We start from the raw sequence: 16,115 nt of genomic DNA on the forward strand, positions 1-16,115 counted from the left end.
CGCCGAATCCTTGTCTTAGCCTACAAATAACATGTCATGATTTGGATTGTCGAAGAATTCGAGTACCTTACCGCCACCACGAGTCACACAAGACAGTGGATCTTCAGCAACCACCACAGGCAGACCTGTTTCTTTGGCAAGCAGCTTGTCCAGGTTACGCAGCAATGCACCACCACCGGTCAACACGATCCCGCGTTCAGCGATGTCAGAAGACAGTTCAGGAGGTGTTTGTTCCAGTGCAGATTTCACCGCAGACACGATGTTTTGTAGTGGATCAGAAATCGCCTGAGTGACTTCATCCGAGTTCACCACAATCGCACGAGGCACACCTTCAGCCAGGTTACGGCCACGGACTTCAATTTCCAGCGGTTTTGCACCTTCATCTGGAAGTGCCATACCGACTTCTTTTTTGATCACTTCAGCTGTGGTTTCACCGATCACACAACCATGTGCCTTACGCACGTAGTTGATGATCTGTTCGTCAAATACATCACCACCGATACGCAGCGAGTCTGCATATACGCAGCCCTGTAATGAAATTACTGCAATCTCAGTTGTACCGCCGCCCACATCAACAACCATCGAACCGCACGCCTGCTCAACCGGCATGCCTGCACCAATTGCAGCAGCCATCGGTTCTTCAATCAGACGTACTTCACGTGCACCCGCATTATAAACTGCTTCACGGATCGCACGGCGTTCAACCAGTGTCGATTTACATGGCACGCAAACCACCACGCGTGGCGCTGGCGGGAATAAACGTTTTTCGTGTACCTTACCAATGAACTGATTTAACATGGTTTCGGTCACTTCAAAATCCGCAATCACACCGTCTTTCATCGGACGGATTGCAGAAATATTTGCTGGGGTACGACCAAGCATTTGTTTCGCGTCAAGACCTACGGCAGCAACAATTTTATGTGAACCACTGTGACGGATGGCTACAACCGTCGGTTCATTTAATATAATGCCTCGTCCTGGCGCATAAATAAGTGTATTTGCAGTACCTAAATCAATAGCGAGATCTGGCGAAAACAAGCCTATTAGTCGTTTTAGAATCACGGGGACGTTCTCAGTTAAACTTTATATGGACGCAAGGTGGCCACTTTAACTAAATGTGATGATTTGGACAAGTCAATCGCTTATCATAACGCATGATAATTTGAATTTTTTTAATACTGATTAGGTAATATTATGTCTACATCGGATGCACAGTCTTCTGCAGATTTAAATGCAGAAACAGTTTCAGCTATTGCCAACCTCGCAAGGTTATCTCTTAATGATACGCAATCTGCTGAATATGCTCAAAGTTTAAATAAAATTTTAGGCATGATGGAAACCCTGAAAGGCATCGATACTGACGGTGTTGAACCACTGAAAAGCCCTTTCGACCACCCACAGCCTTTACGTGAAGATGTCGTGTCGGAAAGCAATCATCGTGAGGAATACCAAGCAGTTGCACCTGCTGTACAGGACGGTTTGTATCTCGTCCCACGCGTGATTGAGTAATTACTACCCAGTTCATTCTTTTTATTAAATTAAACGTAAAGAATTATTTCTCATGACAGATTTACACCGCTTATCCATTCGTGAACTGACTGAAGGTTTGGCAAATGCTCAATTTTCATCCCGCGAATTGACTCAACACTATTTAAAACGTATCGAAAAAATTGATGCACAGGTCAAGGCTTATGTGACCGTGACTGCTGAACAGGCATTGGCTCAAGCTGATGCTGCTGATGCTGCAATCAAAGCCGGCAATGCGACTGCCCTGACTGGCGTGCCCATTGCACATAAAGATATTTTCTGTACCCAAGGCATTAAAACCACTGCCGGTTCTAAAATGCTGGACAATTTTATCTCTCCTTACGACGCGACCGTTGTAGCGAAAGGTAAAGCTGCGGGCTTAGTCACACTTGGTAAAGTGAACATGGACGAGTTCGCCATGGGTTCAACTTCCGAGTCTTCTTATTTTGGCGCGACCAAAAACCCTTGGGCACTTGATCACGTTCCAGGCGGTTCTTCAGGCGGTTCTGCTGCGGTTGTTGCTGCGGATTTAGCTCCATTTGCAACCGGTACCGATACCGGTGGTTCAATCCGTCAGCCAGCATCTTTTTGTGGTCTGACTGGTCTGAAACCGACTTATGGCCGTGTATCACGTTTCGGTATGATCGCTTACGCATCATCTCTAGACCAAGGCGGCCCAATGGCACGTTCAGCTGAAGACTGTGCTTATCTGATGAATGTGATGGCCGGTCACGATGCTAAAGATTCAACATCAATGGACAAAGATGTTGATGACTACGTTGCCAACCTGAACGGTACTTCTGTGAAAGGTCTGCGCATTGGTATTCCAAAACAGTACTTCAATGTTGAAGGTCTGGATGCAGACGTGAAAGCACGCGTTGAAGAATCACTGAAAAAACTGGAAGAAATGGGTGCAATTCTGGTTGAGATTGATCTCAACATGACTGAAGCTTATGTTCCAACTTACTATCTGATCGCACCTGCGGAAGCATCTTCTAACCTGTCTCGTTATGATGGTGTGCGTTATGGCTACCGTTGTGAAGAGCCAAAAGATCTTCTCGATCTTTACAAACGTTCTCGTTCAGAAGGTTTTGGTGCTGAAGTTCAGCGTCGTATCCTGATTGGTACTTATGCCCTGTCTGCTGGTTATTACGATGCTTATTATGTGAAAGCACAAAAAGTACGTCGTTTAATCCAGCAAGATTTTTTAAAAGCATTTGAATCTGTAGATGTCATCGCTGCACCTTCTGCACCGACTACTGCATACCGTATCGGTGCAAACCTGTCTCCGGTTGAAATGTACTTAGGTGACATCTACACCATCGCGGTCAACCTTGCAGGTCTTCCTGCGATTAACGCGCCTGTTGGTTTTGATAAAGACAACTTGCCAGTTGGCTTACAGTTGATTGGTAACTACTGGTCAGAATCTCAATTGTTGTCTGTGGTACACCAGTATCAACAAGCAACGGATTGGCATACAAAACGCGCTGCAATTGCTGAGGAGAATGCATAATGGCTAAAAACGCTGCTAAACCAAAATCTAACCTGATTGATGGTTGGGAAGTCGTTATTGGTATCGAGATTCACACTCAGCTTGCGACGAAATCAAAAATTTTCTCTGGCTCATCAACTGAATTTGGTAATGATCCAAACACTCAGGCAAGCCTTGTTGATTTGGCAATGCCGGGCGTGTTGCCAGTATTGAATAAAGAAGTGGTTGATCTTGCGATTCGCTTTGGTCTGGGGATCGATGCTTATATCGACCAGGCTTCTGTATTTGCACGTAAAAACTACTTCTACCCGGATTCTCCAAAAGGCTACCAGATCAGCCAGATGGATAACCCGATTGTAGGCTTAGGTCATATCGACATCCAGCTTGAAGATGGCACAGTTAAACGCATTGGCGTGACTCGTGCCCACCTTGAGGAAGATGCGGGTAAATCGATCCATGACCAGTTCGAAGGCATGTCAGGCATCGACTTGAACCGTGCCGGTACGCCGCTTCTAGAAATCGTATCTGAACCGGATATGCGTTCGGTTGAAGAAGCTGTTGCTTATATTAAAGCGATTCACACGTTAGTACGCTGGTTAGGCATTTCTGACGGTAACATGGCAGAAGGTTCGTTCCGTGCGGACTGTAACGTGTCTTTACGTCGTCCAGGTCAACCGTTCGGTACACGTTGTGAATTGAAAAACCTGAACTCATTCCGTTTCATTGAACAGGCGATCAATGTTGAAATTGAACGTCAAATGGAAATTCTGGAATGGGACGGCACTATTGATCAGGAAACCCGTCTGTTCGACCCTGTGAAGATGGAAACCCGTTCAATGCGTTCTAAAGAAGAAGCGAACGATTACCGCTACTTCCCTGATCCAGACTTGTTACCTGTGGTGATTCCAGATGCGCAAATCGAAGCGATTAAAGCGCAAATGCCTGAGCTGCCTGCGGCACGTCGTGCGCGTTTCGTGGCTGACTTCGGTGTGACTGAGTATGATGCTCACGTACTGACCCTGACTCGTGAAATGTCAGAATTTTACGAAGAAGTCGTTAAGGCTGCTGGTGGTGCTGCACAAGGTAAGATTGCTGCGAACTGGGTAATGGGTGAATTCTCAGGCGCTTTAAACAAAGCTGGTCTAGACCTTGCTGATTCTCCTGTGTCGAGTGAGAAATTGGGTGGCATGATCGCACGTATTGTCGATAACACCATTAGCGGTAAGATCGCGAAACAGGTGTTCGGCTTTATGTGGGAAGAAGGCAAAACTGCGGACGAAATTATTGCTGAGAAAGGCTTGAAACAGGAAACTGATACAGGCGCAATTGAAGCAATTATTAAGGAAGTGCTGGCTGCCAACGAGAAGATGGTTGAAGAGTATAAATCTGGTAAAGAGAAAGCTTTCAACGGTCTGGTGGGTCAAGTGATGAAAGCGTCACGTGGTAAGGCTAACCCTGCTCAAGTGAATGAATTGATGAAGAAATTGATTGGTTAAGACTGATTAGTTTTGAATAAGAAAACCCGCGAAAGCGGGTTTTCTTTTTATTTATCACTTATAATTAAGGTAATAATTTTTTCGAGAACTAAAATAATGCAAAGAGGTATTATTATTCCTCCAGCCTTAATGAAATGTGATGTAGAAAAAAATAGTGTCTTTATTGAAAGGTCATATAACACTCAAGAATTACAATACTTTTCTTTGTATTGGGACAAAATAGCGATACCTGAACAACGAGCTATAAAATTAGGACTTCCTTTCGAACAGGATTATATTGAAGCAGGGATTTTAGAGCTTGTTAAGTCCCCATTTAACTCAGGCGAAATGGCAAATATACTTCAAAAATCTCATACATATGTGGCTAATATAAAACTTCAAGATCCTGAAAATGATTGGACTCTCGTAAATATGCTCGACTCCAAAGACAATGATCCAATTCAATATAGTAATAAAGATGTTTTAAAAGTTGAGCTAAGAAAATTATTACCTGTTCCGCGAAAAGATATAGCTATTCACGATTTATTAGATTTCAAAACACAAAGAAATGCTGAATTGATAGCATTACATAATTCTTTAGATGAGATATATGAAAAAATATTAAATAGCGAAGATAAAGACTTAAGAAGGAAAAAAGAATTTTATGATCTAAAAGTAGCAATTCATAACTTAGACAGAACTCTCACTGAACGTTTTCGCTTTACCTCTCGAGTCGATCATTCAGTAAGTTTAGAATTTAATGAAAGTGTATTAGCTGAAATGATAAAAACTGGGATTATTGATATTGCTTCAACTACATTTCCTGTTTTAACTATTGCTAATACATTAAGATCAATGCTCAAGTTTAAATTTTCAAAAGAATGGACTTTAAAATCTGCTGAAGGCAATTTAAAACTCGATTACTTAGTTAGAGCTAAGCAAAATAATATTATTTGAGTTGGGTAATTTTTATGGCCATCAAAAAAGTAACCTCAATCGCCAAACTCGAAGACTTAGGACGCATTCAGCTGTCTAAATCCTTTTTCATGCGTGATTTCCTTTATAGCGAAATCGCCAATTGGTACGGTGTACCCAACTTCCCAGATCATCCTGACATCGCCATTCGTACAGGAACAGAACTCTGCCAACAACTGCTCGAGCCACTACAACAAAAGTTTGGACGTATTGCCATTCGTTCAGCTTATCGCTCACCAAGCGTGAATCAACTCGGCAATGAAAAAGGACATAACTGCGCAACTAATGAGAAAAACTTTGCCAGTCATATTTGGGACTATCCGGATGAAAAAGGCTATGGTGCAACGGCGTGTATAGTCATTCCTTCATTTCTAAAACTGTATGAAAAAGACCAATCCAACTGGCAACAGCTTGCATACTGGATTCATAACAATCTGAACTATAGTCATCTACAATTTTTCCCAAAACTTTGCGCTTTTAATATCGGCTGGCACGAGCAGCCTACGCGGGAAATTTATAGTTATATTCAGCCAAAAGGTAATTTGCTGCGGGGTGAAGCTGTAAATCCGGAGTTTGAGAAGTTTTATCCTGATTTTTTGTAATTCTCCCTCACCCCAACCCTCTCCCTAAGGGAGAGGGAGTATCAAATAATTTCATGACTGCATTAATTTAATAGTGAATAATCCCCTCTCCTTTTAGGAGAGGGTTAGGGAGAGGTGAATTTAAAGAATCCCTCTAAATCTCCCTTTTAAAAGGGAGACTTTGTCACCTCATCATTTTGATACGTGTAGTTCCCTCTCCTGAGGAACTTTTAAAGCATTACTTTAAAACGAAGCGTAAGAAAGGATGAGGACTAGGGAAAAGATTTAAAACATGCTATAAAATCAAAAACAAACCGAAGAAAAATAAAAACATGTCAAATTACATTATCTTATTCAGCATTATCCTGATCATTCTTATATTCATCATTGGCGCATATCAGTCAAGACAATGCAAACCCATCAAACCACGGAGGCACACAGCCAGAGAAAGCAAACTTGCCAACCTTGCCGATGGTATCGAGCTAATTTTCACGCCCATTTTCTGGATCATTAAACTCATGATCGGGATATTCAAATCATAAAGCCGTTGTTAACGATTTTTTTGAATTTGCTCATAAAATCGTGTCTGTCCCATATTGAAAATCACTCAACAGGAATACAATCTGCACATTCTCCCATCCCGCCCTTACCATGTCGAAAAACCTCGCTACGCTGATTGGCTTAAGTGCCATTTTACAGTGGTCATCTATCGTGGGATTGCTCAAAAAGATCAGTTTTAGTATTGGACCTGACCTGGCTGTACTTATGATGTATAGCTTAAGCACCCTGCTCTTACTGGCTGTTTTTGGCGTTCCCAAACTCAAAACCATACCCAAATTTTATCTGCTGAGTGCAGCTGCATTATTTCTGGTATATGAAATCTGCTTTGCCTATGCCGTAGCACTCGCACAAACTGCACAGCAAGCCATTGAAATTAGTTTGGTGAATTATTTGTGGCCGAGTATGACCATCGCCCTGCTCATTCTATTTCATGAACTAAAATTTCATAACTTAGTGGTGGTGGGGCTCAGTATTAGTCTGGCAGGTATTTTTTATATCCAGACGGGCAACGGCGATATTCATTTAGCAACCGTCATTCATAACATGCAAGCCAATCCAACCAGTTACATATTGGCATTTATTGGAGCGAGTTTATGGTCGCTGTATTGTGTATTTACCAAAAAATATAGCCAAGGACATAACCCGATCGTGTTCTTTTTCGCGATGGTAAGTGTGGTTCTCTGGAGCAAGACGCTGCTGTTAGATCACGAACAACTGCCACAACTTCTTAATATTGACTTGAATATTATGCTGTATATGTTGCTGGTTTCGGTCGTAACTGGCTTGGGTTATGCAGCCTGGAATATCGGGATTAACCAGGGCAATATCGCGATGCTGGTTGCTTTATCATATTTTAGCCCGATCTTTTCGTCTGTCATTTCGATGTGGGTACTGAATACCAGTCTATCCCACACCTTTTGGATCGGTACGATGATGGTTACCTTAGGTTCATTTATTTGCTGGCTGTCGACCAACTGGGATGAAATTCGGGACCGACTGTTTCCAGGCAAGCTCTATAAAACTTAAACCACATTTTTGCGGTTTAAGTTTGGCTGCATCTGCAATCCATTAACGGGTGATGCCTAGTTTATTCCACACGTCAGGGGTCAAAAATGTCGTGACCAGTTTGCTCATATCGATATATTTGAGTACACCATTCAGCTGACTTTTGATTTCCGGATTTTTCAGTATTTCCTCACCTGTGACCTGCCCAAGCTCCTGGAAACTTTCACCCACTGCTTGTACTCCTTCAGCCTGAATCACCGCTTTGGTTTGGGTTGGACATTGCTCAACCAGAATCCGCTGTAAAACTGTCGCTAAATTTCTGTCGAGTGTTTCCTTTTGAGTTGCAGTTACATTGCTAAAAGCTTTCAGATCGGGATGATTACCCAATGCCACAAAGGTCCATTGCAAGACTGTGGTTTTATCAGTGGCTGTCGTCGATTTCATCAAACAGTCACTAAGCTGATCAACCGTTGGACCGGCTGTCACAATCTGAGTTGTACCCAGCAATGCTGTGGTCATGAAGACTGCCCGAAGACCCGATAAAGCTTTGAACCCCATATTCCTTTCCTTTTTCACCCGTTCAAACTGCTTGAACAATGCAGTTTCTTTGTAGCATGTAAAAGATTAGAAAACCTGTAGAACTCTGTAACCTGATAGATAAAAAAAAGTCCCGACATCAGTCAGGACTTTTGGAACCGAATGAGGAAATCAGACTTACCAGATTTTTACCCGTTTATCTTCTTCCAGATACATTGGATCTTCTTGCTTGACGCTAAAGGCTTCATAGAAAGGTTTCTGGTTAAGTAAGGTCGCACGGCCACGAATGGCTGCTGGTGAATGCGGATCTGTTTTTAACAGCTGTAATGTCAGTTCCGGACGAACTTTGGCACGCCATGCTTGTGTCCAGCCAATATAGAAACGCTGATCTCCAGTATATCCATCAATCACCGGAGCAGACTTGCCATTCAGTGACAGTTTATAAGCTTCATAAGCAATTGCCAGACCTGAGTTATCGGCAATATTTTCACCTAAGGTCAGTTCACCATTGACGTGATAGCCCGGTATCGCTTCATAGGCATTGTATTGCTCAACCAGAGCTTTGGTTTTTTCCTTGAACTTTTTATCGTCTTCTTCAGTCCACCAGTTTTTCATATTGCCATCTGCATCAAAACGGCTGCCCTGATCATCAAAGCCATGACTGATTTCATGCCCAATTACTGCCCCGATCGCCCCATAGTTCACGGCATCATCGGCATTCATATCGAAGAATGGCGGCTGTAAAATCGCAGCAGGGAAAACAATTTCGTTGCCCATCGGATTGTAGTAAGCATTTACCGTTTGCGGCAGCATATGCCATTCTTCACGATCAACCGGTTTACCCAGTTTATCCAGCGCGATGTCATAATTGAAACTGTTGGTACGACGCAGATTACCAATCAGGTCGCCATCTTTAATTTCCAGCTTGCTGTAGTCACGCCATTTATTCGGATAGCCGATTTTTACTCTAAAGCTTTTCAGCTTACGATGTGCCTGTGCTTTGGTTTGTGCGCCCATCCAGTCCAATTTTTCCAGATTCTGTTCAAATGCCAGCAACAGGTTTTCAACCAGTTTTTCCATACGCTGTTTCTGTTCAGGCTGAAAATGTTTTGCGACATAGACTTGTGCCAGACTTTCACCGAGTACAGCATTGGTCATATCAACCCCACGTTTCCAGCGTGCCCGTTGCTCGGTCACACCGCGTAAGGTTTTGCTGTACATTTCAAAGTTTGCATCAGCAAATTCCTGGCTTAAGTAAGGCGAAGCACCATCAATCAGATGGAATTTGAAATAGGTTTGCCATACCTCCAGTGGTGTGCTGCTTAAAATCTTGTTTAAATCTTCAAAATAACTTTTTTGCGCCACAATCACGGTTTTGGTTTTTTTGTCTAAACCCGTCGCTTTAAAATAGGTTTTCCAGTCAAATTCTGGCACCAGGCTTTTGACGTCTTTTAATGTATAGACGTTATACATTTTTTCGAGATTACGGTTCTGCACGTTATCCCACTGAATTTTGGCAATTTCAGTTTCTAAGTTCAGGATAGATTGTGCATGTGCAGCCGCTTCTGCTTCCGTTTCACCCGATAGCGTCAACAGCTTAGCAATATGTTTAACATAAGTTTCACGGGCACTTTTCAGTTTTTCATCATCTTTTAAATAGTAGTCACGATCCGGTAAACCTAAACCACTTTGACCCAAAAATACCGCCATTTGATCAGACTTTTTCAAGTCAGGAATCACGCCAAATTCAAAAGGTGTAGTGACACGGTTTTTTGCATAGTCTGCAAGCAACAAAGTAAAATCTTTCTTGCTTTTTATGGCCTCAATTTTGGCCAGATCTGCTTTGAGCGGCTGGATACCTTTTGCATTTAAAGTTTCCGTGTCCATAAAGCTGGCATATAAGCTCCCCACTTTCTGCTCATTGCTGCCATATTCCGATTTGGTTTTCGCCAGCTCTTCTACAATATCATGTAATTGCTGGGTCGAATTTTCACGCAAAATCGTGAATGCACCCCAGTTTGGCATATCAGCCGGGATTTCCTCATGCTCTAACCAGTGCCCATTTACATGCTGATAGAAGTCCTGTTGTGGTGCGATTTTTTTATCAAAATGTTGAAGATGAATCCCCGAGCCAAGTGCTGCAATAGCGGTTTGATCTGAAGCATAATTTGCAGAGGAAATGGCTAATAAAGCACTTACCAATGCGGTTTTTAGAAAAATTTTCAAAGCTTGCTATCCTCGCGCTTCACTGCGCAGTTGAATTTATCAATGCGTGTTGACCTAATAATCAAACACTTAAATCTTTATAAGCAGCATATATGCCAATTTTTAAACTGGTCTTGGCTCTGCATGTTAGTCGTTTAGATAAAAAAATAGGCCTGTCTCTTTTCAGATGAACAGACCTAGTTTTTTTAAATCCTGTTACCAGATGGAGATTCGTTTTTCAGGTGATAAATACATCTTGTCCCCTTCTTTAATCTCAAAAGCTTCATAAAAACTTTGTTGATTGCGGACAGCACCATTGCCACGCACATGACCTGGTGCATGGCTGGCAAGGTTTAGACTATTTAACAGATATTCAGGATTACTTTTGCTACGCCAGACTTGTGCCCAACCCATATAAAAACGCTGATCTCCACTAAAGCCATCAATAACAGGTGCTGTCTGACCCTTGAGCGATAAGCGGTAAGCCATATGAGCGATCCCTAAGCCCAGGTTGTCAGAGATATTTTCACTTTTATTTAATTCTGCATTCACCTTATGCCCTGGCAGAGCTTCGTATTGTTTATATTGCTCGACTAAGGCTTTGGTACGTTCATTGAACTTTTTACGATCGTGCTCGTTCCAGGTTTCTTCACCCTTGCCTTTGGCATCGAAGCGGCTTCCTTTATCGTCAAAACCATGACTAATTTCATGTGCGATAACAGCCCCGATGGCACCATAATTCACTGCAGGATCATGACTATCATCATAATAAAATGGTGCCTGCCAGATGGCCGCAGGTAATACGATTTCATTCAGCTTGACATTATAGTAAGCATTGGCTGTTTGTGGCGACATGTGCCAGGCTTCTGGATCGATCGGTTCTCCCACCTTATCCAGTTCACGCTGGTAATTGAACAGCCGGGTCCGCTGGATATTCCCAATCAGATCATCCTTACGAATCTCTAGGGCTGAATAATCCCGCCATGTTTTCGGATAGCCGATTTTGATATTGATGCTATCCAGTTTATGCCGCACTTGTTTTTTAGTATCCGAACCCATCCAGTCTGCCTGATCCAGTTTCAGATGAAAGGCTTTACGGACATTTTCCACCATTTCCAGCATGGCCGGGCGCTGGCTTTCATTAAAGTGCTTTTCTACATAGAGCTTGCCAAGCACATTACCTAAAATACCGTTAGTTAGTTCCAGAGCAGACTCTTTCCGTGGAGAACGTGCTTGTACACCCTCTAGCGTTTTGTCATAAAATTCAAAATGATGATTTTGAAAAACTTCTGTTAAAAATGGCGAATAACTATTGATCAGGTTGAATTTCAAATAGGTTTGCCAGGTTTCAATTGGAACGACCTTCCATAACTGATCCAGCTGACGCAAATAATTAATCTGCGAGATCGCAACCTCTTTTCTTGCACCTTTTAAGCCCAGTTCTGAGAAATAATTCATCCAGTCAAAAGAAGGCATATAGTTAATAATATTTTTAGTTTCAACGAGATAGGTTCTCACCTCATCATTGCGCAGCTCCACAGCGGACCAGCTAATTTTTGCCAGTGCCTTTTCCAAAGCCAGGATAGTACGAGCATCTTCAATCGGCTTAGGCTGACCGGCAAAATTCAGGGTATTGGCGATATAAAGCAGATAAGTATTGCGAATTTCCTGTTGTCGAGGCTGCTCACTCAGGTAAAAATCACGGTCAGGCATCCCCAAGCCACCTTGCCCTACATACATCATCGCCTTGGAAGAAGCTTTACGGTCCTGATAAAAACGGGTAGAGAATGGCAAATTCAGATTGATTTTTTCCGCATAGGCAAAAAATTCTGCCAGATCTTTTTTGGTCTTGATTCTTTCAATCCGCTGCAGGTCTTGTTGCAATGCCTCAAGTCCGAGCTGTTCAAGCCGATTAGTATCCATATAACTGGCATAGAGATCTGCGACCTTTTGTTCATTGCTACCTTGCGGATGCTGTTTTTTGGCCAGCTCATTAAAAATGTCAAATAACTGCTGGGTTGATTTCATACTCACTTCAGCAAATGCACCCGACAATGCCTGATCTTCTGGAATCTTTGCGGTTTTTAGCCAGTTTCCATTCACGAATTGATAAAAATCCTGCTTTGGATCAACCGTCCGATCAATCGCATTCAGATCAATTGCCGATTTTAATGAAGTTGTACTCACTGCATGGCTCACAGGCGAATGTAGAAATGCACCCACAAGAATCAAATGACTTAAAATATGTTTTCTCAAGCGATAAATCTCATTATTGTGTATGTTAAAAATCAATTAGTTTTTCTTGCTCTGTCCATAAGCACAAAACTGATAATTTTTAAGCAAAAGATGTACCAATAATTTTTAAAATATGCCGTTGAATGGGCTTGTATTTAACAAGAGAGATAGAGGAGAAAATCTGAGATGGAGGTGGGAGATTTACTCTGAAATAAGGTTCGATTTGCAATCTAATAGTAATTAATTTTTATTCCTATCAATAGGATAACTATTTATCTTCTATCATTGATCTTCAAAAGAAAAATATTATTTTTAAATTCTCCTATACTTAAGAAATACTATTTTCAATATCACTAATACTTAAAGTAGATGACTTTTCATGTGCATCTACTTTGCCAAATAAATGATCAAACTGAATGTGAAAATAATAGACTTATTTTAACTGTCTCAACTGATTCTTTGCCCCAGTATGGTTATAGTTGGTGGCCAGATTCTGCAGTACTCGTTTGGCCTGAACCTTGGAATTTGGAATACGGTTGGCATAGGCTGGAATACTGTTTAAACAGCGTGCCACTAACATGCCGGATTCGGTATAGACACGTGTTCCTTCTGTACCCTGTAATTTGCCATAGTTATAGGCACGCTGGGCATTATTACAGGCATTGTTCAGGTTCTTACCGCTATTGATATCACGGCGTGCAGCTACATACAATTTCATCTGTTGCTGTTGTGGCGTTTCGATACTAGTTGTACGAGCGGCAGGAACAGCAACCACTGCCGGTTCAACAGCAGGTATTTTTAGCTCTTTCTTATCAGCTTCTTTTTTATCTAATTCCTTTTTCTCATCTTTGACTGAGGTTTTGGCTGCATTCTTTTCAGCAATTTTATTAGACTTAGTTGTAACCTTATGGCCCTGATAGAAATGACGCGCTTCAGCTGAGCTTTGAAGTTTGCTCAAGATCCGGACTACACGGGTAGTATTATTCTTATCTGGCTGACGTTCAGAAATCGGCTCAATAGAAACAATCCAATTTTGCCCTTGGGGCATCGTACATTGATAGGCACCAATACCCTGAGTGACATAACGGTTTTTGTTTAAACGGTTCTTCTGGGCAGAATCTTTTACTGAAGCCAATTGGCTCTTATACAGTAGAGAAAACTTGCCGCCCCGTTCATGACAGTACTGGCTTAAAGTGGTTCGTGGATAGAGGGATTGTGGCTCTAAATGCTGCTTGGATTTTTCCCATGAATAAACATATTCTTTTGCCGAACCGTCAGCCTGATTCAGGTTTCTTTTAACGATCAGTTCTTGAGGACTTGCATAAGGATGCTGCATATCTGATTTCATTTGCTGAATACTGTTACAGCCAGCCAGACTTGCTACACATATTGTTGGAATTATTAATTTTAGCTTCACTGCTTATCTCCCCCAGGCCTCTATAACATATAGCAAATGTGCTAAAACAACAATCTCAACAGATTGATAAATATAAAAATATAGCGAGACCTATCACTAAAAATAGGAAATAGAATGCCTAATCCATCTAGCTTATAGCCGGATAAATTGATCGAATTAACATTCTCCAAGCCAGTAAATACGCTGGATTATTCGCCAATTAGAAGATAGAGCAGTAGAAAAAAAGATATAAAAAAACCGAAGAAACAGATCAGTTCTCCGGTTACTCATTCAACAAAAATAAGAGATATTATTATCATGGATGATAACGGCAATTATGCTCTCTATCGCTGTCTGAATGAGATTATAATTTGAATAATTTCCTTTACGTACACTAATTATTTTTATACGCCATATTATTGGAAATTAAACACCACCCTGGCTGACTTTTAAAATTGTCGATGAATATAAGAAAAAATTAATCGAGATGGGATTCAAATGCTTTCAAACGTTTATAGATGGAGAGCAATTCAATAATCGTAGGCCAAGATAAAATCAAATACTGGAAAGATTCACGAACCTTACCGAAAACATTCAGGATCTGCATCATCAAACCGAGTGTAATCGCACCCGCGGCAATACTTGGAAACAAAATAAATAATCCGTAAATATTATCCAATTGCAAATACCAGATGCGGACCATATTGAAATAGGCATAGTGGAAATACAGCCGGAAATAATTCTTACGTACCCGGCTAAACAGTTCTTGCAAGGTAAGCGGGTGAGCACGATCGGCATAATCTTCACCATAAACCAGCTCTTTACGATAAGCCGCTTCTACTTTCTGATTATTGAATTCCAGTCCAGGGAGTTTCATCCCGACAATCATTAAAATCACGGTACCCAGAACTGCCCATCCGATCGACGCCCACATTAATGCATGCGGTATTTCACCGACAATCGGCAGTACTTTTACATGACTAGATAACTCATACAGAATTGGCAGGAATGCCATTAATAGCATCAGAGATTCGATGAGCGAGACACTGAGCTGTTCCGTAGTTTTGGCAAAGCGCATAGTATCTTCCTGAATACGCTGTGAAGCCCCTTCAATATGACGTAACTTTTCCCAATGCGCCGTATAGTAATTATTCATCGCCGTACGCCAGCGGAATACATAATGACTGACAAAGAACAGGTTAAATACCGCCAGCGTGACATAGACCATGGCAATATAAATAAAGGTCAATGCACCTTGATATAATAGGCTGACATCTCCGCCCCCTTGGGTGAGCATATTCTGGATCTGATCATAGAACGGGCTATACCATTCATTTAATACGACATTAACCTGCACCCCAAACCAGATATTGAACAGGATAAAAGCCGAGCCCCACACAGACCAGCGCTGCCAAGGATGTTTCGTTTTAAAGTACCAGAAGGTCGCGAATATCGCGGTACTCACAAAAAACCAGAGATAGAACCAGAGAAATTTTGGCGCCCAGAAGCGGCTGATTCCTATCGGCATTTTAAGATCATGATAACCTTCAGTCATACCCAAATAGACACCCCAGCCTGATCCACCACTATGCCAAAGGCCAAGATTGATCAGAAACCACAGTACCAGACTACTAAAGAACCACACTGGTTGTGGAAAAAATGACTTAAACATTGGGGCTTAATTCTCCTTATAGATGTACGGGTCATCCAAATGACGCACAGTTTATTCTTATTTTCAGACTTTCAACGAACTGCAGCATAAATTTGCAATTCAATGTAAAAAATTACATACAAACACAAAATCGCTAAAGCCGAATTAATATCAGATTATATGATTCTTGCTTTAATACTAGCGCATAACGTACGCAATATAATGGAGGAGATCATGACTGGCCTGTCAAAAAGTGACAAGTAGATTTTGCGTTAGATTGACTATTTGGTACCGTTTGTCTTTTTCTCTTCTTTTCGTCGGTAAATAGACTGAAAATATTCAAGTTTAAGAAACACAAATCGTTTGAAAATTAAATCTTAATCTTTAGCCCTTTAATTTACTGACTTAAGCGCTTTTTAAGAAAAATTGACCGACTTGTTGACTTATGTCTCGGTTTTTCAAAAATTAGTTAAAT

General features: G+C 41.6%; 12 protein-coding genes. 6 read left to right on the forward strand and 6 right to left on the reverse strand.

Annotation, left to right across the window (positions count from 1 at the left end):
• Positions 1-15: 15 nt before the first annotated feature.
• The gene (locus AC4MCD_RS10770) at positions 16-1,062 is read right to left on the reverse strand and encodes a rod shape-determining protein (RefSeq protein WP_005234480.1); all 1,047 of its coding nucleotides are present in this window, start codon (positions 1,060-1,062) and stop codon (positions 16-18) included.
• Positions 1,063-1,194: 132 nt separating this feature from the next.
• Between AC4MCD_RS10770 and gatC the strand changes: the two genes are divergently transcribed.
• The 6 genes from gatC to yddG all read left to right on the forward strand — a co-directional run bounded on the left by gatC (position 1,195) and on the right by yddG (position 7,637).
• Entirely contained in the window at positions 1,195-1,509 is a 315-nt protein-coding gene (gatC, locus tag AC4MCD_RS10775; protein ID WP_005234479.1) for an Asp-tRNA(Asn)/Glu-tRNA(Gln) amidotransferase subunit GatC, read from the forward strand.
• A 52-nt stretch (positions 1,510-1,561) separates the two neighbouring features.
• A complete protein-coding gene (gene gatA, locus AC4MCD_RS10780; protein WP_180053691.1) occupies positions 1,562-3,040 on the forward strand; it encodes an Asp-tRNA(Asn)/Glu-tRNA(Gln) amidotransferase subunit GatA in 1,479 nt (492 codons plus the stop codon).
• On the forward strand, positions 3,040-4,515 hold the full coding sequence (gene gatB / locus AC4MCD_RS10785; protein ID WP_034703392.1) for an Asp-tRNA(Asn)/Glu-tRNA(Gln) amidotransferase subunit GatB: 1,476 nt from the start codon (positions 3,040-3,042) through the stop codon (positions 4,513-4,515). The genes gatA and gatB overlap by 1 nt, the downstream gene beginning before the upstream one ends.
• A gap of 96 nt (positions 4,516-4,611) precedes the next feature.
• Positions 4,612-5,451 (forward strand): DUF6236 family protein, encoded by an 840-nt coding sequence (locus AC4MCD_RS10790; protein ID WP_491876077.1) that lies wholly within the window; start codon positions 4,612-4,614, stop codon positions 5,449-5,451.
• Positions 5,452-5,465: 14 nt separating this feature from the next.
• Complete coding sequence (locus tag AC4MCD_RS10795) at positions 5,466-6,071, forward strand: hypothetical protein (protein WP_491876078.1); 606 nt, start codon at positions 5,466-5,468, stop codon at positions 6,069-6,071.
• Between the two features lie 630 nt (positions 6,072-6,701).
• The gene (gene yddG / locus AC4MCD_RS10800) at positions 6,702-7,637 is read left to right on the forward strand and encodes an aromatic amino acid DMT transporter YddG (RefSeq protein ID WP_491876079.1); all 936 of its coding nucleotides are present in this window, start codon (positions 6,702-6,704) and stop codon (positions 7,635-7,637) included.
• Between the two features lie 42 nt (positions 7,638-7,679).
• Here yddG and AC4MCD_RS10805 read toward each other — a convergent pair whose 3' ends face one another.
• The 5 genes from AC4MCD_RS10805 to sbmA all read right to left on the reverse strand — a co-directional run bounded on the left by AC4MCD_RS10805 (position 7,680) and on the right by sbmA (position 15,661).
• Positions 7,680-8,174 carry a hypothetical protein gene (locus AC4MCD_RS10805; protein WP_180002467.1) on the reverse strand — a complete coding sequence of 165 codons (495 nt, stop codon included), beginning with the start codon at positions 8,172-8,174 and terminating at the stop codon, positions 7,680-7,682.
• Positions 8,175-8,330: 156 nt separating this feature from the next.
• Complete coding sequence (locus AC4MCD_RS10810) at positions 8,331-10,379, reverse strand: M13 family metallopeptidase (RefSeq protein WP_491876080.1); 2,049 nt, start codon at positions 10,377-10,379, stop codon at positions 8,331-8,333.
• Positions 10,380-10,574: 195 nt separating this feature from the next.
• The gene (locus AC4MCD_RS10815) at positions 10,575-12,614 is read right to left on the reverse strand and encodes a M13 family metallopeptidase (protein ID WP_419363164.1); all 2,040 of its coding nucleotides are present in this window, start codon (positions 12,612-12,614) and stop codon (positions 10,575-10,577) included.
• 412 nt (positions 12,615-13,026) lie between these two features.
• A complete protein-coding gene (locus AC4MCD_RS10820) occupies positions 13,027-14,010 on the reverse strand; it encodes a hypothetical protein (RefSeq protein ID WP_419363162.1) in 984 nt (327 codons plus the stop codon).
• 457 nt (positions 14,011-14,467) lie between these two features.
• Positions 14,468-15,661: a peptide antibiotic transporter SbmA gene (gene sbmA / locus AC4MCD_RS10825; RefSeq protein ID WP_419363160.1), complete on the reverse strand. Its 1,194-nt coding sequence runs from the start codon at positions 15,659-15,661 to the stop codon at positions 14,468-14,470.
• Positions 15,662-16,115 lie beyond the last annotated feature (454 nt).

It is taken from the genome of Acinetobacter sp. CAU_H_78 (genome assembly GCF_058599365.1).

Excerpts from the sequence above, each read along its gene's own strand:
- gatC (WP_005234479.1), top strand. The coding sequence starts at position 1,195 with ATGTCTACATCGGATGCACAGTCTTCTGCAGATTTAAATGCAGAAACA.
- gatA (WP_180053691.1), top strand. The coding sequence starts at position 1,562 with ATGACAGATTTACACCGCTTATCCATTCGTGAACTGACTGAAGGTTTG.
- gatB (WP_034703392.1), top strand. The coding sequence starts at position 3,040 with ATGGCTAAAAACGCTGCTAAACCAAAATCTAACCTGATTGATGGTTGG.
- AC4MCD_RS10790 (WP_491876077.1), top strand. The coding sequence starts at position 4,612 with ATGCAAAGAGGTATTATTATTCCTCCAGCCTTAATGAAATGTGATGTA.
- AC4MCD_RS10795 (WP_491876078.1), top strand. The coding sequence starts at position 5,466 with ATGGCCATCAAAAAAGTAACCTCAATCGCCAAACTCGAAGACTTAGGA.
- yddG (WP_491876079.1), top strand. The coding sequence starts at position 6,702 with ATGTCGAAAAACCTCGCTACGCTGATTGGCTTAAGTGCCATTTTACAG.
- AC4MCD_RS10805 (WP_180002467.1), bottom strand. The coding sequence starts at position 8,174 with ATGGGGTTCAAAGCTTTATCGGGTCTTCGGGCAGTCTTCATGACCACA.
- sbmA (WP_419363160.1), bottom strand. The coding sequence starts at position 15,661 with ATGTTTAAGTCATTTTTTCCACAACCAGTGTGGTTCTTTAGTAGTCTG.